The sequence below is a fragment of the Cohaesibacter gelatinilyticus genome, from assembly GCF_900215605.1.
GTDB classification, from domain to species: Bacteria; Pseudomonadota; Alphaproteobacteria; order Rhizobiales; family Cohaesibacteraceae; genus Cohaesibacter; species Cohaesibacter gelatinilyticus.
The window spans coordinates 360,880-383,090 of record NZ_OBEL01000002.1; the positions used below are offsets into that span (position 1 = coordinate 360,880).

Sequence of the window (22,211 nt, forward strand, 5' to 3'; positions counted from 1 at the left end):
TCGTTTTCAAAGAGAGCATTGACTGTATATCGCTTTCAATACGCGATTGCTTCCCGCCTTGCTTTAAACACAGAATTCTACGGTTTAATGACCTGAAATCCAAATATCTGCTTCGTCCCCCAAGCTGCCATCCCGGCCTACCCTAAATCGCTTCGAAATAATCTGCGAAGATGTTCTGGAACTGGCTTTGGGGCCGTAGTGCGAAACTCTGCTCCAGTGACATGGTTCTCTTGATGCGGTCTATTCGGAAGGTTCGGGTGGTGGTGGATGGTCCCAGGTAATGATGTACCAAACGGGCCAGTTGAGCGGGATATAGTGCGGCTCGATCACGCGGGTGGTGCGTTTGTAGGCCTCTGACAGATAGTCGATTTCCAGACATTGCTGTTGCAGCGGTAGTTGAACCTTGAGAGAACGTTTATGTAGCGGAAGTGAAATTGCCAGAATAGCAAATTCAAAGCTTCACAGATTACTTTGGCGGCTTCGATCTTTGACAAACTTAGATGTTTCATTCAGCTTTGAGGGCAGATTTTCAGTGAAGGAACTAAGGCCGTTGGACCGAGAAGCCCATATTGCAGGATTATTCAAGCTGATTGATCCTGTTGAAAAAGATCGTATGAAGCGAGCATTTGAAACTTCGAAAAGTCGTAAAAAATGGCTGCAAAGAAGACTTAGCCATCGTGTAACGATGCATTCTGATTATTCAAAAGAGGTGCCGCGCGGTAAAAGAGATGAAGTTAGCCTTTTAAATATACTAAGAGATTTAGGCGCTCCTGAAGAATGCTATTTGGTCGCTTCTGATCATGAAATGGATGATAGCTTTCAGTCGCTCGCTTTCATGTTTGCAGAAAAGTATGCTGAGTTCGGTCACGGAACAATCCTTTCATGTATTCCGGGCAAACTTGCCTTGTTCAAAACTGCATTTCCTCACAAGAGCTTTATCGTTCATAGAGGATAAGTTGCGCCACTATCTGGATGGCTCGAGAGGTTGGGTCGGCTTCAATTTGCACTGGTTCAGGTTGAAGAATTCTAACATCTGAGCCAGCGAACTGAACGGGCATTTTGCCCGCAATCCCGTCATTGGAACACCGAGCAGCGAAAGCTCATTTCCCACTCGCCTCATTTCCCCCCTCACCGTTGGTAGATGATGGGAAACCAGTCTTCGCGCAGGACTTGGCCCGGCTTCATGTCGTGGCCGGGATAGGGGGGTGAGGTTTTGCCGGGGCGTTCGATGTAACGGGCGTCATCACCAAGCAATCGAAGTGAAAAGGCCCGGCGACGGTTTTGCGTGCTATTACCGCGTGCGCCATGCAGAACGGCATAATTGAAGGCAACCGCATCGCCTGGCTTCAGGCTCCATTCCCTGATGTCCATGCCTTCTGCGTCCGGGTCTGGTACCGGCATATAGGCATCTTCATCCGGATAGAAAGTCTCTTCGCTCAGCCAACGGGTCGGCAGCACCGGCTTCTCCCACAAATGGCTGCCAGCAACGCAGCGAAGGCTGGCTTCCGTCACCACATCCATCGGTGACCAGAAGCTGACATTCTGAATGCCGTCAACAAAATAATAGGGACCATCCTGATGCCACGGGGTTGGCTTGGAGGTGCCAGGCTCCTTGACCAGCACATGATCATGAAAAACCTGCACGCGCCGGGACTGCATCAGATCAGCGGCAACTTCCGCAGCCGGGGACTTTCTGATGACCTCTTCAAACTGCGGAATGCGGGTCCAATTGCAATAATCATCAAAGAAACGCCCATCCTCGCCTGCTTTCAGGTTTTCAGCAGCATAAGGGCCGGGCTGCTCCATATTCATCTCGATGCCGGCACGGATGGTCTCGATATGGTCGGCGAACAATCCTTCGATCAGGACAACACCATCGCGCTGAAAAGCATCAATATGGGCTTGGGTAACCAGCGGGTGCATGTGTGTCTCCTCCTCTTACCGCCCGATTTAAAAGTCTCATTCAGAGATTTCCAGGAGCGAATTCTTGTCCGAAAAGTCTGCAACTTTTCGGGAACGCATTGTAAGCCGCATTACCAGCCCTTTCCCAATGCATCCCCCTTTGATCCGTTCCATGACGGGTGGGATGCAGGGGGAGAGGGCTTGGCTCAGGGCTTCTAAATCTGGTTCTGAGAAAAGAGCCTAGCCATTATCAAAATTAGTTTCAAATAATACATTTTTATGATCTTAATAGTTTCATGCTATATTTATCCATCCGCCAGTATGAATATGTAATTGCCGTTGCTGATGCAGGAAGTCTGACGGAAGCGGCCTCTCGTTTGAATGTATCCCAGCCCTCCCTATCCGTTGCCATTAGCCGGGTCGAGGATGTGGTGGGATCGAAAATCTTCGTACGGCGCAAGGGAGCCACGATCAAGATCACCCCGTTTGGGCATCACTTTCTCTCCAACGCACGCACCTTACTGGACAATGCCAAACTGCTTGAACAAGGGCACGAAGTCACCCGGCCCTTCATTTTGGGATGCTTTGAAGACCTGGCCCCTTGGCATCTGGCCTCGTCTCTGGAGACACTGAGACACCACTTTCCAAATATAACATTTGAGGGCGTGGCAGGACGATTTTCAGAGCTGGCATCGGGGCTGGAAGAGGGGCGCATCGATCTCGCCCTTTCCTATGACATTGGCTTTGACGCAAAGTATGAGCGGCAGATCATCAAAAGGGCCGCACCGGTGGCTTTCGTTGCCAGCGACCATCCGCTTGCAGCGAGATCTGAGCTTCAGCTGCAGGATCTGGAGTCCCATCAACTGATCTTCTTCGAAGAGAGCCTCTCGAACCAATTCATGCGCGAGCTGCTGGATCGATTGCACATCACGCCCAGCATTGCCCCGCCGGTCAGATCGCTGGAGCTGATGCGTTCCATGGCAGCACACGGAAATGGCGTCGGCATCAGCTATTCCCGCCCGCCCAGCGATGTCTGCTATGATGGAACGTCCCTTGTGACGCTGCCTGTCATCACGTCGGAAGCAGAGGTCGACATCAAACTGATCTGGTCCAATCTGCTCGAGACGGCTCCATGGTTCACAAAAGCCCTGACGCTTCTTGGCGAGCCACCCGAATCTAAAGTTCGCCACATTGAGCGGCGAGCACCGAACGAACTTTAGATTCAAAAAGGTGACGAGCAAATATGTATTTCTAGTGTGGTTCTCAGTATCGATAATAGGCATACGAACCTGCAGACAAATGATACCTGTTTCAATTCCATCACACCAGGCTCAGGACCCAAAAAGCAAGGTTTCAATGGGGCTTACTGCCTATTGATGCCGCATCTTCACCAGCCTGAAACAAAAGCTGCCGCTCATGCAAAGCATGAAGGAGTATCTACCAGAATTTGATAATAGATCTTCTTGCCTTGAATAAGATGACAATTGATCGGAGGGATAGATGAGACAGGAAGATTTCTTGGCCAGTTTGCGCTCAATAATCGAGCATTCGTCCAGGCTGGCTGGAACGATCTTCCCTGTTTTGAAGCGGGCCATTGCCATAGGCGACATGGTTCGGGAGGCAGACAAAACAGATCGTCTCAAGGTTTATCAAAGTCACCCATATCTGACCCCAAAACCCGCTCGACCAGGCGGGTTTGTTGTATCTTCACCCCATGAACAGGCAAAGCACAAAATCCGTCATGGCATGAAGGCAGGGCCCGGGACGACACAGACTTTCCCTGAAAATCGCATCCCCTTTCCCCTCGCGGCATTCATGACCGCACCATTCACCACATTATCTGGCCTGATCTACGCATCCCCTGCTCCGGCAATAGGCATGCGCAATTTGCGACCAGACAGGGAAAGGGCGCATCTGGCTGAAGACCGGTCAAGACAGCCAATGAAAGTCGATATCCCAAATATCGACATGCAATCAGACGCCGTTGGGAGGGAAGAATGGCAGATACGTCGCTTGGAACCGCGGAGCAACTCCGCGATCCAGACTATACTCCGGCTTTGCACAAGGCCGTACCACTAGGCATTCAGCATGTGCTGGCAATGTTCGTCTCGAATGTCACGCCAGCCATCATCATTTCAGGCGCGGCCGGTTTCGGCTTTGGCTCGGATGCGGGGGCACAGGGTTTTCCTGACATGACCTATCTGATCCAGATGTCGATGCTGTTTGCAGGCATTGCAACATTGTTTCAGACCATTGGCCTCGGCCCGGTTGGCGCGCGCCTGCCCATCGTTCAGGGCACCAGCTTCGCCTTCATTCCCATCATGATACCGCTGGTCGCGGGCAAAGGCGTGGAAGCCCTGCCGGCGCTGTTCGGCGGCGTTTTGATCGGCGGTCTTTTCCATGCGGTTCTTGGCATGTTCATCGGACGCATCCGCTTTGCCTTGCCGCCGCTTGTCACCGGCCTGATCGTGACCTTGATCGGACTGACACTGGTCAAAGTCGGCATCCAATATTCTGCTGGCGGCGTGCCTGCCATCGGCAAACCGGAATATGGCAGCCTTCTCAACTGGTCCGCAGCCCTGGTCGTGATCATCGTGACCCTTGGCCTGAAATTCTTCGCCCGTGGCATGCTCGCCGTCTCGGCGGTGGTGATCGGCATCATCGCCGGTTATATCTATGCGCTCATGGTCGGCATGATCAGTCTGGATGGCATCGCTACAAGCGTTGGACGCGCTGCGCCTTTCGCTCTGCCTTCACCTTTTGCTTATGGCTTTGAGTTCTCCATGGCCGCAGTCATCGGCTTCTGTCTGATGTCCTTCGTCTCCGCCATCGAGACCGTTGGCGATGTGTCCGGCATCACCAAGGGTGGTGCTGGCCGCGAAGCCACTGACAAGGAAATTGAAGGCGCGACCTATGCCGATGGCTTTGGAACGGCAATCTCAGGTATCTTCGGCGGTTTGCCAAACACCTCCTTCAGCCAGAATGTGGGCCTGATTGCAATCACCGGTGTCATGAGCCGTCATGTCGTGACCATCGGCGCGCTGTTCCTGATCCTCTGCGGTCTGGTGCCAAAGGTCGGCGCCATCATCCGCACCATCCCCATCGAAGTGCTGGGCGGCGGCGTGATTGTCATGTTCGGCATGGTGGTGGCCGCCGGTGTTTCCATGCTGGCAGATGTCAACTGGAACCGCCGCAACATGGTGATTTTTGCCATTGCTCTATCCATCGGCCTTGGGCTGAAGCTTGACCCCAAAGCGGTGCAATATCTGCCGGACACCATACGCGCCCTGATGACCAGTGGCCTGCTGCCAGCAGCCCTGATCGCCATTGTGCTGAACCTGATCCTGCCGGAAGAACTGAGCGCTGAAGCCACCGAGGAGGTCTCAGGCGGCATGGCTGGCCACGACACGAAAGACTAAGCAATACCGGCACGCACAGCCCTTCAAACCACTGCGCGTGCCGGATGCTTTCATATAATCTGCGCCATCAATGGGAAATTCTTTCGAACGCCCTGATATCCATGGTGGTTTAGAAGAAAGAAAGCTGGAGCTGTGACAGAGGCAGGTCAAAGGGTGACTTCAAGCGTTTACAGGAGGTTCGGCATTCCACCTTGGCCAACAATTCCATGCCAGAAACCGCCAGTTGCAAATAACCAAAGATCATTGGCGGTTTTCCTGAAAGCGAAAACCCGGGGCTGACATATTCGGACTATAATATCCGCGCAGCTCTCACAAAAAACATCTGGAAAATTTGGTGCTTATTTGGCAGGATTGCATCGGAATGAGTATGACAACTGGGAATGTACAATGAATTTTCTTTCAGCATTATTCCTGAGCCTTCTTGTCTCATTTCACATAAATGCCTCTGCATTGGCAGCATCCGGATCAGGCCCAAACTGCTCACTTGAATTTTCCGAAACTGCCTTTGATGAAAAGCGGTTCACACAACCAATTCTCAAAGCATGCATCAATGAAATAAATAATCGCTCATCGACACACGACCCTGTGGCGCTTTTATACAAGAGCCAACTGGCATTGCTGGGACTAGGTGAACGAAAGTCCCGTCGAAGCGCTCGCATTGCTTTGGAAACTGCCGTCGATGCTGGATCCATCATCGCCAGACGCTATCTGGCCGACATGTTCATCAATAAGATTGGCGCCGACCGTGAGGATTTCTTGAAGGCAGAAGGTTTCTATCTTGCTGCCATCAAAAATGGCGACACAAAATCCAACGAACGACTGGCGCAGCTCTATCTGGATGGAAAGATACCGAACAAAACGGCCCAAGACGCTAGATTGCTTTTTGAAAAGGCCGGACAAGGAAATGCTGATACCGCACTGGGCAAAGCCAAAGCCGTGCTAAAAGAGGGAGCCGGGCCGACGAATCTTCGTCAGGTCTCGCAGCTCTTGGAAAAATCGGCAGACCTGGGGAATGCCGAAGCTCAATTCATGTTTGCCACATTGAACCTCCATAATGATGACCTGACAGAGAAAAATTCAGCAGCTTTACAGGCACTTTTGTGCAAGAGTGCCGAACAAGGCTATCCTGCCGCCATGCTTGAATGTGCAAAGCACCTTTTGGATCAAGCCAAGCCTGGGATAGCAATTGCTTTGCTAACCAGAGCATCAGATCTGAATCACGTCGATTCAATCGATTATCTAGCCAAATATTATTCCAAGCGAACAGGTAACAAGCATAAGAACTTGGCGATCAAACTCTGGTTCAAGGCTGCAACTCTTGGCAGTGATGCGGCGAAACTGGAGCTGATTTACCGCTTCGACACATTGTCCAAGGCGCAGCAGCTCAATGTGAATGGCGCATTCAAAAGCCCGAACGTCTTCAAAACAGATGTCGGCCGCATAATGGCTGCCAATCACTATCTCTCTGTCGTGCGTCGCGGGCAAAGTGGAACATATATCAAGGGTGAATATTTCTATTATCGCGATGCCATGAATGCTTATGAGCAGGTCGCACAATCGGACAATGCCGTTCTGGCAAAAAAAGCAAAGCCCATCGCCCGGAAACTGCGAGCTGGTTTTGATCGCTATACAGATAACTTGAAGACACGCAGAACGATCCGCAAAGCCGCGCCCTGGATTGCATTGGGTGCCGTCACGATCGGTATCCTCGCCCTTTCGGGAAATAGCAGTTCAAACACAAGCTCCAGTTCAACCTATCAGCATGATAGCTGTGCTGGAATTAATGGTCTCGCATGGTATGGCATTTCTTCGACGGCAATCGCCCTGGCAGGCTGCAATCCCTATAGCTTCGACTAGTGTGATGGAATGGAACAAGTATCATTTATCCGCAAGTAGGTTTGCCTGTTCCAATTCCAAAACCACAATAGAAACATATACCTGCTAGTCACTTGACAATTTGAAGGAACAGATATGTTCAGAATGTTGCAAACCTTAAGAGTTGTCCTTGCCCTGATCGTTCTGGCAATCTGCCTTGGCAGCGCTCAGGCACAGGTGGATCCTTCAAACCTTGTGAGAATGGAGACCAAGACTGCAAAGGAAGTTGAGAAGGCTTGGGATATCAAGCTGTTCACAGACAAGTCGTTCAATTGCACAGCACGAGGCAATGTCAACAAATTCTACTTAATTACCGACAACGAGATTTACAACAGATCTCAAGAGCGGCTTGTCACCGCAATCTCAAAATCCCTGTTGGCTTTCAGCTACTCGAGCGGCCCCACCCGCTGCATCTTTCGCATTGGAGATCCCGGTAACAATAACAAGTTCCATGTCGTTGTTGTTTTCGACGAGGAAGTAATTCTGGACATGCCATTTCAAAAGGCTGAACGCCATTACTTTGCCTCCCAAGAAGAACATCAGGCATTCTTGAAACGTCTGGAAGCCAATCTAAGACCTGCGACGATCAGAAGACCTGCAGGCGAAGTGGAGGCATTGACCGCAGGCAACACCAGAAGATATTTCATCAAGAGCAGTGCCTATGTCGATTTCCATCGTACCAATACCCTTGATGGAGCAAAGCTGAACCTTTGTGCGACATTTGATCTGCCCGCTGATAGCCAATTGCTGGAACAACTGGGTGCCACTTTGAAAAATATTGTCAAGATGGATAGCCTCGATGCGCTCGCAGAGGGCCTTCTGTCAAGCTCGTGCGACATCATTCCGTCTTCTGATCAGTTGGTCGAGATGATTGATGAGAAAATCATCAAAAGCAGGTCATCTTCTCGAGACGATATTCTGCAACAAAGAGATAAAATTTATCACTTAATGAATGTTGCAGCAGCAAAAGGCTCTGATTATCGCAAAGTCAGATGGCCCAGAGAGATCGCCATCACGGGCGATCCGAAAAAGCATTTGGGTGCGAAAGATGCTTTCATGGCACGGCACAAAAAATGCATCGACTCGTTGTCACGCTTTGGGCAAAGGGCATTTGATTGTCATTGTATGGCCCAAAAGGGTCTTGATCGAAGCAAGATCAGGCAATGCTCGACTGGATACGCTTATATTCACGGAAAATACAAAGCGTTCGACTATGCAAAGTCTTTTGTAGATCCACCGAGTTCAGTGTCTCGTCTTGATCATAGTTTGAAGGTTTCCGAATGCGTTGCAAAGAAGTTCGAGGCAACCTTTTACAAGTCGGTCCTGTCTGGAAAGAAAGGTGGCAAGGAATCAGCCTGGTACAAATCCATGCTGAATAAATGGATGGATCCATGTGAAGGATGAGCAGGTTTTATGGAAGCTGTTCCCGAAAAACGCTTCCATATACCTCATCAGCCGTCTTCAATCTGACTTTGACGAACGCATGATGCAACTGGATAGAAAGGAAGTGATCGTCACCATTCCCGGCCAGCTCTACTTTGCTGTGCTTTCGATATTGTCTGGTGGATGAATGCGGGCTTCGCCTACAAGGCAGCCCAGATCGGGGGACGTCAAGCTTTCCAGAAATGCAATCAGGTCCTGCTTTTCACTATCTGTCAGCGACAGCGGCCTGACCCTTGGATCCTGTTCCTCTGTCTGTGGTCCTCCTTGATCATAGAATTCAACAACATCGGATAGGCTGCTCAGGAACCCATCATGCATATAGGGGGCCGTCACGGTCAGGTTTCGAAGCGAGGGCGTCCGAAACTGCCAGCGGTCCTTGGGATCTTCCGTCACCTCATATCGACCCAGATCGACTTCCTGGGGTGCACTTACAGCGGCAACCTTGCCAAAATCAACATCATGCACCACGCCCGGTGCAACCTGTACCTTGACTGTCGAAGGCGGATTCTGACGACGATCTTCCCGCATCTGCCCATAGCCGGTATTGTGGAATTGCTGATCAGTGAACAAAGCATGCTGCTGCTCGATCACATGACATGATGCGCAGTCTCCCTTATTCTGAAAGACATCAAAGCCGCGCTTGGCCGCGTCAGAAATTGCAGAGGCTTCATCACCAAAATACCAACGGTCAAATGGCGCATTCCCTGCAATCAGAGTACGTTGATAGGCCCCGAACGCCTTGCCGATCCGATCCAGTGAAGCCCGGGCCCCAAAGGCGGTCTCAAACATCCCTTGGTATTCAGGCAGGTTCTGCAGCAGCGCAACAACCACACCGATTGACGGATTGGCCATTTCGTTGCGCGCAACCAGTGGCCCGACAAACTGTGTTTCCAAGGATGGATCGCGCCCATCATGGAACAACACGTCCAGAAAACCGACATTGATCAGTGTGGGAGAGTTTCGTTTTACACTCCGCCCCTCAACGCCAACTGCCGTGCTCAATTCCCAATTGGCAAAGCCCTGTTCAGGAACATGGCACATGGCGCAAGACATGGTGCCATTGATCGAAAGCCGCCGGTCGGCGAACAATTTGCGACCAAGTCTGACTTTTGCGGCAGTTACAGGATTGTCTTTGGGATTCCCAAGCGCGGGAAGCCCAAGATGCACACTTTGGCTACGCTCCACCGCCTTTTGTGCCCAATCTTCCTCATTTACAGCACAGCTTTCAGCAGAGATCGGCTCAGGCAAAACATAGCTATCGTCGGCTAATGCCGGGTTCCAAACGCAGCAGAAGACAAGTATGGCTACACGTTTCACAGGCTTTTCTCTGCCATCAGGAGTGTTTCAATATCTGTCATCAGCAACCTTGGATCGAGAAACCCAAGACCATAGACATTGCGGATTTCACCATCCCGGTCGACAAGATACATTCTGAGCAAGTGATTGATGACATCCTGATCGCTCGATTGATCGATCGCCTGCCCGAAGCCATCGATAATCGGTTTCAGATCCGTCTGACCAGTCGTCGTCAGCACATGCCAATCAAGTTTTTGTTCGGCTTTCTCATCAGCCAAAATCGGATAGGCAAAGCTTTCAATTGCTTCGACTGTGTCACGCTTGGGATCAAAGCTGATGGTCATCAATTGGACATGTTTCGGAAGCCCGGGAAGATCAAGACTTGTATCGTGAATTTCAAACAATGTTGACATGGCCAAAGGGCAACCATTGACATCGCCGCAATTCAGATAGACAAAACTGACAAGCGTGTATTTTCCCTTCATCAGATCTGAAAGCTCGTGGGCCTGACCGTGAATATCCAGCACCGTTCCATTCGGCGCTGCCTTGATACGATTCAATCTATAGGAACCGGCAACGGGGGGTTCAAACTGATAATTTTCAGGTGCTTCAAATACAGAGGCAAATGGAACCCTTTCAGGCACATCATTCCAAAGAGACCAGACAAAAGCCATCGCTCCCAGCCCTGCAACAAGCGCAGACGTCTTTACAAACTGCATGCTATCGCTCCTTAGACAGGTGATGCATCGCCGGGCAATGATGAAATTGCCCGGCAATCGGCGAGATCACGCATATAGTTCGGAACTACCAAACCGCATGATATGGGCACGCCCCAGCTTCAATTCGTAAAAGTCTATATTGAAGTCTTCGACCAGTTCACGTCCATCCCAGTTGTAGGCACGCACATATTGAGCGTCGTCGCTGCCTTTCTTGTCCCAATTGGCAAGAAGTGAGGAGCTGAAATAGACCCGTTTACCATCCCAGCTTTGGCTGACCATGTTCACTTGCCGGTCGATGACTTTTTCATATATCTGTGAAGGATTATGGGGATCCGATACATCGAACAACCGCGTCTTTCCATCCATGAAACTGTTGATCCAGAGTGTCTGGTCATCGGCTGCGATGGAAATATCAACCGGCAGTGGAATATCGGAAGGATTGCCAATGTCAGCCACAGATTTTGCCTGCCATTCGCCGCCCTCATCTTCATAAATCAGCCATAGCTGCGAGGTCAGCGCTGTGGTCGAGAAGGCATAGTTCGCATCCGATCCCCACGGGAACCGAATTTCCAACGGCGCCCCTGGAACATTGAAGACCTTGCGTGGCTGACGTGTGTGCAGATCCCACTGCACAATCGTGTTGCCAAAACGCTTCATCGCTTCAGGGTCCTGCAGCATTTTCCCGAAATCCATCATATAGTTGGACCAGCCGGTGAAGGAGGAGGTCAGCATGACATTCTTACGGATCAATGCCCGGATATCATAGCCATACCCATCTGCAACTGCATCCCCAACAGCCACCGCACCTTGCATATCTTCCTTGGTCGGCATCCAATAGGTGGAGATATATTCTCCGTCGTCATTATATTCGACCAAGGCAGTTCTGCCACCATGATCGCGATCATTTGACAATCCTGTAATCATCATGCTGCCGGGTAGCGCAAAAAATGTATGCGGCCCGACAACGCCACCGGAATCCTTGACAAAGGTCTCGATCGTTTTGTGCAATGTCGGCTTAGCGGGATCAGTATGAATATCGAAGATGAATATGCGGTTGGTATCCAGCCCACCCGTCCAGAAATACCGACGATCGGCCGAGAAGCCACCATGATGTGCTTCGTTCCGGCCTCCGACTGACAGACTGTTGATCACCTGACCGCGCGTCGCAGAACCCGGACGCAAATCAATGGTGACCAGCTTATCTTGCTCATCGCCCATTCCTTCAACACCCAACGTCCAGATATACACGAACTCTTCGTGGCCAGTGATCTTGGGCATATAAGGTGATTGGCAGGTTTCATCTGCAAAGGCCCGAAACGGCGCAAACAGCGCCATTGCAGCAGCGGCGGACAAAGTACCAAACTCTCTTCTATTCATGATCTTTCCTCCCAAAAGGATCTTAGTGTTTATAGCTTAGACTTGGATCGATTGAGGCCTGGGCAACTGTTATTGTCTGATTGTTCATTGCTTCAGCGTCAGATATGGAGCAGTGCTGAATGGCGGCAGCGGCGCGAATGGCCTCCTGTGTCAGAAATGGCAAGATCCTGTTTTGAATAACGGGCTTGATACGGTGTGACGGCCCTACGATCCCAATGGAAAAAATCGCTCCCAATCGATCCATATTCACCGGAACGGCAACGCTCGTGACACCTTCGTCAATCTCGCCATCACAAATCGCATAGCCAAAGCGTTTGACCTGATTCAGCTCTTTTTCAATCAGATCAGGCTCTATGATCGTGCTGGTATTGAATCTCAATGGATTGGTTTCGATCAACTCATCCCGAAGCTCGGGCGAAATGAACGCAGCAATCACTTTTGCCGAAGAACAGGCATGCGCAGGACGTGGGCCCAATCCTGGATAGATATAGGATACCGAAGGATCAAGCGGGATCTCATTGTGGATCAGATCAACCCGTCCACCGCGATATCTGGCCATGAAGGCCGTCTCTCCCAATTCGTTGACCAAATTGTGCATCACGCCTGAAACCGCACCAATGACATGCCCATCAGCCTTGCCTGTCAATGCAATCTTCACGAACCGCAGTCCCAACTGATAGCGCGTTCCATTATTCGTCTCATCCAGAAAGCCGCATTTCACCAGCGTTGTGATGTTTCGATAGAGAGTTGCTCTCGGCACATCCAGCATTTTGGAAAGCTCAATTGCAGATACTGGCTCGGCACTTCCCGCCACGGCTTCTAAAAGTTTGATAAGTCGATCTTGCATAAGATTCTCACTATTTGATCAAATTGACTGTAAAATGATATTCATATTTATGCAAGTGTTTTGGATTTACCGGCAGTTACACCAGGAATGAGGAAAGAAAAATTATATGAAAACAAAGTGTTAGAAACAATCACTCACGCAAAAAGCAGATCCAAGCAAGACTTGGCAGCAAAGAGCATGGTCGCATGACATGGGAATTCGCTCCCACCCTTTCTCAGGTTCCGTCATACGCAATTGACAATCTACCTATTAGTAGGTAGTTATATAGATGCCAATCAAAGAGGGCTGCACTGGCAGGCTTTGATGACGAAGGATATCCAAACCAGGTTCACCGTCACGCTGCTTTTGCCATCATACAGATCTTGGTAACTCCAACCCCTTGCCGATTTCGCCGTGGCTGAAAGGAACCGAACATGGAACTGAATTCTGATTTCTCCGAACGAGTGCTTGTCCATTCCGACCAGCTTGAATGGCAGGCTTCTCCCATGACCGGGGTGGATCGACGCATGCTGGATCGCATCGGCAACGAAGTGGCGAGAGCAACAACCATCGTGCGCTTCGCACCAGGCTCCCGTTTCTCCGCCCACACACACACCGGCGGTGAGGAATTCATCGTTCTGGATGGTGTTTTTCAGGACGAGCATGGCGACTTCCCGCAAGGCACCTATGTGCGCAACCCGCCAACCAGCCAGCACACACCCGGATCAGCACCCGGTTGCACGATCTTTGTCAAACTCTGGCAGTTCGACATGGAAGACCGAACCCAGTTCCGCAAAACCATGGCCGAAGAATTGGCAGAAAAGGTTGATGGCGTGGCCACAGCCATGCTGCACGAGGATGCCCGTGAAACCGTGACATATCATCACCTTGATGCAGGAACCGCCTTTGAAACAACGCAAAGTGGCGGCAGCGAACTTCTGGTCATCGATGGTGAAGTTGAAGAAAGCGGGGAGAGCTTGAGCAAAAACGCATGGCTTCGCCTACCTGACGGCGCTCCGCTCAAGATCAAGGCAGGCCCAAATGGGGCAAAGATCTGGATGAAAACCGGCCACCTGCATTTCGCAAAGCCGCCTGAGGTATGATCGAATGACACAACCATCATCTTTGGCGATTGTTGCAGGAGCTGGTGCCGGTCTTGGTCAATCCTTGCTGTCACGATTTGAGGTCGAAGGCATGACAGCCGTCGGGCTTGGCCGCACACGGCCCATCAATCCGATCGGTACATTTTTGGAGATTGATCTAGCCGATGCAGAGGCAACATCGTTAGCAATCGCGGAGCTCATTGCCCAGCATGGCCCGCCCAAAATTGTCGTTCATAACACCGCCGAACTGGTCATCGCACCTTTTGAAAAGACAAGCCTGAACGACTATCAGCGAACCTGGACCAGTATGGTTCAATCGCTTGTCATTCTCGGACAAAGCGTCCTGCAGCCAATGGTAACAGGTGGTGGTGGAACATTGATCGTCACCGGAGCCACAGCATCCTTGCGTGGCGGAGCCAGGTTTTCCGCTTTCGCCTCCGCCAAATTCGCCTTGCGCGGGCTGACACAATCACTGGCACGCGAATTTCAACCCGCAGGCATTCATGTCGCCCATGTCATCCTTGACGGGATCATCGACACGACACGGTCGCGTGATCTGCATGATCTGGATCCATCCAAGATGATGAAACCAGAGGCCATTGCTGAGGCCTATTGGCAACTGGCACAACAACCCCCATCCACCTGGACGCACGAGCTGGATCTTCGCCCGGCTTCCGAGGGCTTTTGAATGATACAAACGAAAACCCTCATCATCGGGGCCGGTCTATCCGGCCTGTCACTTGCCCATGCGTTGGAAAATAAAGGCCGGGATTTTCATCTATTGGAAGCTCGAGATCGCCCCGGCGGACGTATTCTGACCCAAGGCACCAACGAGGCCTATTTCGATATGGGACCGGCCTGGTTCTGGCCGGGGCAGCCACGCATTGCATCCCTCATCAATCAGTTCAAGCTGCGGGCCTTCGGACAATTCTCTGATGGCGAATTATGCTTTGAAGATGAAGGTGGATTGGTGCAGCACGGTCGAGGTTATGCGTCGATGCAAGGCTCCTACCGTCTGGAAGGAGGGCTGGCTGCTTTGACCAATGCCCTCTCAGCCATGCTGCCTAAGGGCAGGCTGACAGTCTCAAACCGTGTCACGATATTGACCCGTCACGGCAATCACATAACCGCAGAAACCGACACCGGACTGAATGTCGAGGCAGATCAAGTTGTCCTTGCCTTGCCACCACGCATCGCTGCCAACATTGTCTTTGCCCCCGCACTCGATGCCAAAGTGATTGCCTCCATGACAGCGATCCCGACATGGATGGCCGGACAAGCCAAGGCCATGGCTGTCTATGATCGACCATTCTGGCGCGAAGCTGGCCTGTCTGGTGATGCCATGAGCCGTCATGGCCCATTGGTGGAAATTCATGATGCCTCCACCATGGCCGAAGATCACCACGCGCTGTTTGGTTTTATCGGTGTTCCGCCACAAGCAAGATCAGACCATGAAACACTTCGCGAGCAAATCATCGCGCAGCTTGTCAGGCTGTTCGGACCACAAGCTGGCGCAGTATCCGCCCTTCATCTGAAAGACTGGGCCTTTGATCCGCTGACATCAACAGATTTGGATCGCCGCCCGCTTTACAACCACCCTAGCTATGGCCTGCCATATGCTTTAGAAAATCTTTGGGAAGGACGCCTCCTTTTCGCCGGAACGGAGGTCGCACCAGAATTTGGCGGATATTTGGAAGGCGCATTGGAAGCTGCGGAAAATGCACTGACAATGCTGGAACGTGTAAGGGTGTAGCAGGCAATGGCAATCGATACCAAAACAACGTTGCTCGATATAGCCGAGAAGGCTGCCCGGACCCGTGGGTTTGACGGATTCAGCTATGCGGACTTGTCTGAAGCCGCTGGCATCCGCAAAGCCTCCATTCATTATCATTTTCAAACCAAAGCGGCGCTGTCCGCAGCTCTGCTGGAGCGATACCACAAAGAACTAGAAGACTGCTGCGCAGAAATCGAACGGCGCAATGTCAAGGCATCAGGTCGTCTTCTGGATCTCATCTCGCTCTACCGCGATGCACTTGATGACGGAAACATGGTATGCCTATGCGTCTCGTTGATTTCAAGTCGCGAAAGCCTGTCAGACGAGGTGAACCACCAGATCGTGGAGTTTCGCAGAATGATGGCACGTTGGATCCTCTCCATGTTCGAGCTGGCCAGGGAGGATGGATCCATTCTTGACGTCAAGACCCCCAAGGCAGAAGCCCGGGCGACACTTGCCATACTGGAAGGCGCACATCTGGCCGCACGCGCAGAGACCGATATTTCCGTTTTTGACAGCGCCGTTGAACTGCTGACCTCCCGATGCACAGGGTAAGACTTCTGCCGCATACTCAAATGGATGATTTGGCCAACAGACCGGGAAGAAAATGATCGCACTTCGAAAAATGAGATCAGATGAGTTTCAAGGCTATGTCGATATTTTCATTCCCGATTATGCCGAGGAAATCTCGTCCAATTATGATCTGGACATACAGACAGCCACCAAACAAGCCGAACAATCGGTGTCCGAAGAGCTGAAGCTGGGTGTCGAAACACCAGATCAGCTTCTTTTGTGCATCATTGGCATAGCGGATACATCCAATACACCTCTTGGCTATCTATGGTGCCAGCCAAACAGGAAGAACCAAACCATATTCATCAGCGACTTTTGCATTCTACCCTCCCATAGAGGAAAAGGCCTTGGTCGGCTGGCATTGACAGCACTTGATGAATGGTTTGCAAAAACGGAATTTACCGAAATTCGACTACGTGTGGCAGCTGACAACAAGATTGCAGAAAAGCTGTATCTGTCATCAGGATATGCGCCAACGGGCATCAATATGCGCAAAGCAATCCCGTGATCCCGACATTGCGTTTGATTGAGGACCCAACCAAACGCAATATGTCCAAATCAGTCCTATCGTACCATGGTCAGTCGGTCCCATTCGGCATAATCGGGGGAGCCTTCGCGTCTGATCTGACCCTCATAGCCATATTCCACCATATGCACCATCACCGAATGCGGCCCACAGAACGCGACGGCATAACTCTCTGGCAGATCAGAAGCTGAAAGATTTCTCTCATTGTCAAAGTCCGGCCAACCCGCATGATTGGTACCGCGCGGGGCGCTGAACGGGATGCCATGAAAGGAGCCGGTCAGAGGCAGGTGACAATGCCCATGGAAGAGATGGCGGATCTTGTCTTTGTGCCGGGATATGATCTGGCCAAAGGCATCAGCATCCTGCAGCATGATCTGATCCATGGGTGCAACGCCCGTTGGCACCGGATTGTGATGCATGAACAGATAGATCGGCCCGGACAGCCTGGACAATTGCGCATCCAGCCAGGCCTGACGTTTGGCACAGTAGAATCCGGCGTGGGAATTCGCCCCCCAACTGTCGAGCAAAATGGCCGTGCCTTCCGACAAAGGCACAAGCGATTGCACGAAGCCATTCTCATCAGCACATTCAGGGAAGACAGAGAGGAAAATATCGCGTTCATCATGATTGCCGATGCATAGATGAACCGGCAACGGACAGGCGGCAATCTCGGTTTTCAGGCGCAGATAATCCTCCCGATCCCCCCAATCGGACAAATCCCCGGTAATGACAACGGCTTCGGCATCCGGATGATGTCTGGTTGCATGATGCAACGCCTTGCGGAAATTCTCATTCGGCTCACGCCCGGCAATGGTGTCACCCGGTTTGGTGAGATGGATGTCCGTAAGCTGCAGCAGTTTCATGGTGTCCTCATGATCGTCTTGTCTTGAAAAACAACGCCGCCCGAAAAGCCGGGCGGCGCAAATTGGCGTGATTATTTCTTTGGCAGAAGATCAGCGATTTCCTCGGCCAGCTCCTGTTGCAGCTCGGCCATATCATCATGCTCGCCGGTCACGATACCCTCGATGCCATCATAGACAACCTGTGTGACAGCCAGACCATTGTCGCCAGGATAAGCCTGCCAGTCGCGCAGCAATGGCAGCTGACGCACAGCGGTTTCCTTGTTCGGGTTCTGCTGATAGAAGTTCGCCAGAATGACCTCGTTGGCAGCCTTGTTTGGTGGCATATAGCCGGTGGTGCGGGCAACGTCGGCGGCCCCTTCACCAGAGGTGATGAATTTCAGCCATTGCCAGGAGGCATCCAGAACCTTTGGATCCTTGGAGGCAGACACCAACATGGCAGCATTGCCACCAGCAGGCAGGCCTTTCGGGCCAGAGGCTTCCAGACCTGGGAATTCATTGGTTTTCAGCTCAAAATCACCCTTGGCGCGCTCAACTGCACCCAGAGCAGAGGTCGACCAGAACATCATGCCGATTTCACCAGCAGAGAAAGACGCCAGAGCCGCTTTCCATTCGATATTCTGCATGTTACAGCCACGGAAAATACCCTTCATGGTCTCCAGAGATTTCAGACCTTCGTCAGACGAAATCTGGAACGCATTGCCTTCCATGGTTGCCTTGTCCTGAGACCACATCAGCGCCTGCAGGAACCAGTTGCCAGTGATGTTCCAGCCCCAGAACATCGGGTTCTTGACACCAGCATCCTGCAACTTGCCACAAACCTTGACGACCTCATCCCAGGACTTTGGCAAATCAGCGGCAGATGTGATGCCAGCTTTTTTCATCACATCCATATTGTAATAACCAACCGGAAGCGAGACGGAGAATGGCAGCCCGTAAGTCGCCTCATCAAAGGTGCCGAGCTTCAGCATGGCATCATGATAGCCTTCCTTGGCAAAATTCTTTTCCTTGGCGATGAAGGGCTCAAGCGACTTGGCAATGCCCTTTTCAACCAGAATTGCCTGACGGTTCAGGCCCTGCATGGTCACATCAGGAAGCGTTCCGGCAACAGCTTCGCGCAGGACGGTATTGGTGCCATCTTCGTAAGATTCGTAAGTCGCACGCATCTTGACTTCGATATGGGGAAACTGCTCGTTGAATTTTGGCAGGATTTTCTCATAGGTCACATCGAAGAGATGTGAGTAAGGATAGGCAAATTCGATCGTAACCTTGTCTTCTGCCTGTGCAGCAGAGGATGCAAGAAGCATTGCTATTGCGGTGAGGCTCTTTTTCATGGAACTCTTCCTGTGTTGCCATGGGACTGGCAGGTCGACAAACTCGTCCGGTCCCGGTTGATCCCTGAAAACGGGATTTCGGTGATGGGGCTGCCAAATGGCGGCCCCGCTTTTCCTTTATTTGCTATTTCATGCCGCTGAGGGTGATGCCCTCGATGAAGCGGCGCTGCGCGATAAGAAATGCCACGATCAAAGGGGCAACGATGATCGTGGCCGTGGCCATCATCGGACCGAAATTGTCGCCATCCGCATCGCCCTTGAATTCCCGCAGACCCAATGGCGGGGTAAACAGGGAGCGATCACCGGTAATCACGATCCGTGGCCAGAAATAATCGTTCCAGTGGGCCACCACCGAGAAGATGGCAAAGGCCAGCAAGGCCGGAACGGCGGTGGGCAACATGACATTCCATATGATGGAAAATTCGTTCATGCCATCCATGCGGGCCGCATCGATCAGATCATCGGGAACCGTCATGAAGAATTGCCGCATCAGGAAGATGCCGAAGACCGAGATGGACCAGGGGATGATCAGCGCCGCATAGCTGTTGGTCAGGCCCAGCTTGGCCAGCATGATGTAAAGCGGCAGCGCAATGGCATGAACCGGGATCAGCAGGCAGAACAATACCAGACCAAAGACCACCTCCCGCCCCCAAAAGCGCAACTTGGCCAGTGCATAGGCACAAGGCAGCGCCACCAGAACCTGAATGAAGAAGATGGACGCGGTGACAAACACCCCATTCAACAGATAGCGCACCAAAGGTGCCTTCTCAAAGGCCGTGGTGTAATTATAGATGACCGGCGTCACCATGCAGTCGGCAATATCCTTGCCAAGCTTGATACAATAATCATCGCGGAACGCTTCCTGGCTGCCAAAGAAGCCACCGATATTCTGCATGATCTCGGCCGGACTTTTGAAGCTGTAACTGACCATCACATAGAAGGGCAGAAGCACGATCAGGCAGCCGACAATCAGCACCACATGCTTCATGGTCTCAGCGGTTGAAAAGCGAAAGGCCGGAAGGCTGCCAGACTGCGCTGATGTTTGGGTTGCATAACTCATGTGTAATGGACCCTTCTTTCCACCAGCCAGCGCTGGGCCAAGGTGAGAAACATCACGAAGGCAAGAAACACCACCGTGATGGCAGCACCGATCCCCATCAGGTTCTGCTGAATTGCTTTTTCATAAATGGCGAACATCATCACATAGACGGATTTGGACGGCCCGCCACCTTGCGGATAGAAGGCCTCGACCGTGTCAAAGACCTGAAAGGAACGGATGACGGAAATGGTGACGACAAAAACGGTGGTCGGTCCCAGCATCGGCCATGTCACAAGCCGGAACCGCTCCCATGCCGATTTGGCCCCATCCATCTCGGCGGCGTGATAAAGTTCTCGCGGAACAGAGGTAAGCCCAGCCAGATAAAGCACCATATTGAAGCCGAATGCCTGCCAGACACCAATGAAGGCAACGGTCCAGATGGCATAGTCGCGATCCGTCAGCCAAAGCGGAAAGCCTTGCTTGCAGCCATGGGCATACCAGCTCCAGCCTTCAAGAAAGGAGCCGCAGCCCCGCTCAAGGGTGGAATTGACAATGCCGATGGTAGGGTGAAAGGCAAATTCCCAGACAATCGCCATGGCAATCAATGCCGCCATCACCGGCAGGAAATAGATGGTCTTGTAAACATCGCCAAAACGCTTGATCGAGTTGATCAGCAAGGCTGCCCCCAGCCCCAGGCCAACGGACAAGGGCACTACCACAAAGACATATCGAAAGCTTGCGCCGAACATCTTGGCGTAAGCCGAGCGGGTGAAGATCTTCTCATAATTGGCAAGACCGACAAATTCGGCACCAGGATTGCCAAGGCTGTAATTGGTGAAGCTCATCAGCGAGGCGATGCCAATCGGCAAAAGCAGGATCAACACCATGAGGATGAGCGCCGGGCCGACAAACCAGTAATGCGCTTTGGATCTTGCCATCACGCAACCTCCGGCACGGTTGCTTTGACCCCGGATTTAGCCGGTGCCTTCTCTGCCTCATGGGACAGATCCACCCGCTTTCCGGCTTCATCAAACACCATTGCCACACCATGCTGCAGCTTGAAGGCAACATTCTGCCCGATGGAAACCGGCACACCCTCAATCGGAGCTGCCCGCAGCACAAGGCGATGCCCACCCTGATGCAGGATGACATGCAAATAGATGTCTGCACCGAGATTTTCCTTGTGCACCACACGCCCCTGCAAGGCATCGGGATCCTTGACGCTGCACAGCGCCAGATGCTCCGGGCGCAGGCCGATGGTGATGTCGCCAGAGCAGTTCTTTGCCACCCGCGTCAAAACCACATCCTCGCAAGCGGCGTGCCCATCAGCATCCAGATGCCCCGGCAACAGATTGATCTTGGGTGCCCCGACAAATTCGGCAACCCGAATATCGCGCGGATTGTTATAGATCTCATCCGGCGTTCCAAGCTGCAGGATCTTGCCATCCATCATCACCGCCATGCGGTCGGACATGGTCAGTGCTTCGGCCTGATCATGGGTTACATAAACAAAGGTCGTCTGCAGCGAGCGGTGCAGTTCGGCCAGTTCCGAGCGCATATGAATGCGCAAGGCAGCATCAAGATTGGAAAGCGGCTCATCCATCAGGAAGCCGACCGGTTTGCGCACCATGGCCCGGCCGAGAGCCACACGCTGGCGCTGTCCTCCTGACAATTGGCCCGGCTTGCGCGCCAGCAGATGATCGATCTTCAGAACCTTGGCAGCGTCAGACACCTGGCTGGAAAGGTCACGATATTTGGCCCGCGCCAGAAATTGCCCGATCAGGGGAAGACGCTCCGTGAAAGACAGATCCCGCAACCGCAAGGGCGTCATCATATTCTGGCCAACGCTCAAATGCGGATAGAGCGCATAGGATTGAAACACCATAGCCAGGTTTCGATCGGCAGGACGCACATCATTGACCCGCTCGCCATCGATCAACACATCGCCAGAGTCCGGAGCCTCAAGCCCTGCCAGAATTCTCAGCAGGGTCGACTTGCCGCAACCGGATGGGCCGACAAGGGTCAGAAACTCACCGGGAGCGATATCCAGATCGATCCGCTCCAGAACCGAGGTCTCTCCAAAGCTCTTTTCAATTGCCTTCAGGGAAATGGATGCCATCAAGTTGCTCCTTATGTTGAGCGGCA

22 protein-coding genes are annotated in these 22,211 nt (G+C 52.0%); 11 read left to right on the forward strand and 11 right to left on the reverse strand.

The window, feature by feature from the left end; translation table 11 throughout:
- Nucleotides 1–240 precede the first annotated feature (240 nt).
- Nucleotides 241–444, reverse strand: coding sequence for a WYL domain-containing protein (locus CRO57_RS25445; protein ID WP_483189146.1), 204 nt, complete (start codon nt 442–444; stop codon nt 241–243).
- A 106-nt stretch (nt 445–550) separates the two neighbouring features.
- Between CRO57_RS25445 and CRO57_RS11780 the strand changes: the two genes are divergently transcribed.
- Nucleotides 551–955, forward strand: a complete 405-nt coding sequence (locus CRO57_RS11780; protein ID WP_141401231.1) for a hypothetical protein — start codon at nt 551–553, stop codon at nt 953–955.
- 173 nt (nt 956–1,128) lie between these two features.
- On the opposite strand, the gene CRO57_RS11785 is transcribed toward CRO57_RS11780, so the two are convergent.
- Nucleotides 1,129–1,923, reverse strand: coding sequence for a phytanoyl-CoA dioxygenase family protein (locus CRO57_RS11785; RefSeq protein ID WP_097153644.1), 795 nt, complete (start codon nt 1,921–1,923; stop codon nt 1,129–1,131).
- A 275-nt stretch (nt 1,924–2,198) separates the two neighbouring features.
- Between CRO57_RS11785 and CRO57_RS11790 the strand changes: the two genes are divergently transcribed.
- The 5 genes from CRO57_RS11790 (at nt 2,199) to CRO57_RS11810 (ending at nt 8,600) form a co-directional block, all read left to right on the forward strand.
- Nucleotides 2,199–3,122: a LysR family transcriptional regulator gene (locus CRO57_RS11790; protein WP_097153645.1), complete on the forward strand. Its 924-nt coding sequence runs from the start codon at nt 2,199–2,201 to the stop codon at nt 3,120–3,122.
- 280 nt (nt 3,123–3,402) lie between these two features.
- Nucleotides 3,403–3,981 carry a hypothetical protein gene (locus CRO57_RS24385; RefSeq protein ID WP_141401232.1) on the forward strand — a complete coding sequence of 193 codons (579 nt, stop codon included), beginning with the start codon at nt 3,403–3,405 and terminating at the stop codon, nt 3,979–3,981.
- Nucleotides 3,900–5,321: a uracil-xanthine permease family protein gene (locus CRO57_RS11800; RefSeq protein WP_097153647.1), complete on the forward strand. Its 1,422-nt coding sequence runs from the start codon at nt 3,900–3,902 to the stop codon at nt 5,319–5,321. The genes CRO57_RS24385 and CRO57_RS11800 overlap by 82 nt, the downstream gene beginning before the upstream one ends.
- A gap of 387 nt (nt 5,322–5,708) precedes the next feature.
- The gene (locus CRO57_RS11805) at nt 5,709–7,178 is read left to right on the forward strand and encodes a tetratricopeptide repeat protein (protein WP_097153648.1); all 1,470 of its coding nucleotides are present in this window, start codon (nt 5,709–5,711) and stop codon (nt 7,176–7,178) included.
- 114 nt (nt 7,179–7,292) lie between these two features.
- Nucleotides 7,293–8,600: a hypothetical protein gene (locus CRO57_RS11810; protein WP_097153649.1), complete on the forward strand. Its 1,308-nt coding sequence runs from the start codon at nt 7,293–7,295 to the stop codon at nt 8,598–8,600.
- Between the two features lie 129 nt (nt 8,601–8,729).
- Here the strand turns inward: CRO57_RS11810 and CRO57_RS11815 are convergent, their stop codons facing one another.
- The 4 genes from CRO57_RS11815 to CRO57_RS11830 form a co-directional block, all read right to left on the reverse strand.
- A complete protein-coding gene (locus CRO57_RS11815; protein WP_097153650.1) occupies nt 8,730–9,956 on the reverse strand; it encodes a cytochrome-c peroxidase in 1,227 nt (408 codons plus the stop codon).
- Nucleotides 9,953–10,654 (reverse strand): SCO family protein, encoded by a 702-nt coding sequence (locus CRO57_RS11820; protein WP_097153651.1) that lies wholly within the window; start codon nt 10,652–10,654, stop codon nt 9,953–9,955. Before CRO57_RS11820 ends, CRO57_RS11815 begins: the two co-directional genes overlap by 4 nt.
- A 66-nt stretch (nt 10,655–10,720) precedes the next feature.
- The gene (mtoX, locus tag CRO57_RS11825) at nt 10,721–12,031 is read right to left on the reverse strand and encodes a methanethiol oxidase (RefSeq protein WP_097153652.1); all 1,311 of its coding nucleotides are present in this window, start codon (nt 12,029–12,031) and stop codon (nt 10,721–10,723) included.
- 22 nt (nt 12,032–12,053) lie between these two features.
- The gene (locus tag CRO57_RS11830) at nt 12,054–12,878 is read right to left on the reverse strand and encodes an IclR family transcriptional regulator (RefSeq protein WP_097153653.1); all 825 of its coding nucleotides are present in this window, start codon (nt 12,876–12,878) and stop codon (nt 12,054–12,056) included.
- A 413-nt stretch (nt 12,879–13,291) separates the two neighbouring features.
- Between CRO57_RS11830 and CRO57_RS11835 the strand changes: the two genes are divergently transcribed.
- Genes CRO57_RS11835 through CRO57_RS11855 form a run of 5 tightly spaced genes read left to right on the forward strand, consistent with a single transcriptional unit; the run spans nt 13,292 to nt 16,815 of the window.
- On the forward strand, nt 13,292–13,960 hold the full coding sequence (locus CRO57_RS11835) for a cupin domain-containing protein (RefSeq protein ID WP_097153654.1): 669 nt from the start codon (nt 13,292–13,294) through the stop codon (nt 13,958–13,960).
- Nucleotides 13,961–13,964: 4 nt separating this feature from the next.
- A complete protein-coding gene (locus CRO57_RS11840) occupies nt 13,965–14,648 on the forward strand; it encodes an SDR family NAD(P)-dependent oxidoreductase (protein WP_097153655.1) in 684 nt (227 codons plus the stop codon).
- Nucleotides 14,649–15,713: a flavin monoamine oxidase family protein gene (locus CRO57_RS11845; protein WP_210200850.1), complete on the forward strand. Its 1,065-nt coding sequence runs from the start codon at nt 14,649–14,651 to the stop codon at nt 15,711–15,713.
- Between the two features lie 6 nt (nt 15,714–15,719).
- Nucleotides 15,720–16,289, forward strand: coding sequence for a TetR/AcrR family transcriptional regulator (locus CRO57_RS11850; RefSeq protein WP_097153656.1), 570 nt, complete (start codon nt 15,720–15,722; stop codon nt 16,287–16,289).
- A gap of 52 nt (nt 16,290–16,341) precedes the next feature.
- The gene (locus tag CRO57_RS11855; RefSeq protein ID WP_097153657.1) at nt 16,342–16,815 is read left to right on the forward strand and encodes a GNAT family N-acetyltransferase; all 474 of its coding nucleotides are present in this window, start codon (nt 16,342–16,344) and stop codon (nt 16,813–16,815) included.
- A 56-nt stretch (nt 16,816–16,871) separates the two neighbouring features.
- On the opposite strand, the gene CRO57_RS11860 is transcribed toward CRO57_RS11855, so the two are convergent.
- From CRO57_RS11860 to CRO57_RS11880, 5 genes are all read right to left on the reverse strand, one after another.
- Nucleotides 16,872–17,696: a phosphodiesterase gene (locus CRO57_RS11860; protein ID WP_097153658.1), complete on the reverse strand. Its 825-nt coding sequence runs from the start codon at nt 17,694–17,696 to the stop codon at nt 16,872–16,874.
- A gap of 71 nt (nt 17,697–17,767) precedes the next feature.
- On the reverse strand, nt 17,768–19,027 hold the full coding sequence (locus CRO57_RS11865; protein ID WP_097153659.1) for an extracellular solute-binding protein: 1,260 nt from the start codon (nt 19,025–19,027) through the stop codon (nt 17,768–17,770).
- Between the two features lie 124 nt (nt 19,028–19,151).
- Nucleotides 19,152–20,087: a carbohydrate ABC transporter permease gene (locus CRO57_RS11870; protein WP_210200851.1), complete on the reverse strand. Its 936-nt coding sequence runs from the start codon at nt 20,085–20,087 to the stop codon at nt 19,152–19,154.
- Nucleotides 20,084–21,004, reverse strand: a complete 921-nt coding sequence (locus CRO57_RS11875) for a carbohydrate ABC transporter permease (RefSeq protein WP_097153660.1) — start codon at nt 21,002–21,004, stop codon at nt 20,084–20,086. The genes CRO57_RS11870 and CRO57_RS11875 overlap by 4 nt, the downstream gene beginning before the upstream one ends.
- The gene (locus CRO57_RS11880) at nt 21,004–22,185 is read right to left on the reverse strand and encodes an ABC transporter ATP-binding protein (protein WP_097153661.1); all 1,182 of its coding nucleotides are present in this window, start codon (nt 22,183–22,185) and stop codon (nt 21,004–21,006) included. The genes CRO57_RS11875 and CRO57_RS11880 overlap by 1 nt, the downstream gene beginning before the upstream one ends.
- Nucleotides 22,186–22,211 lie beyond the last annotated feature (26 nt).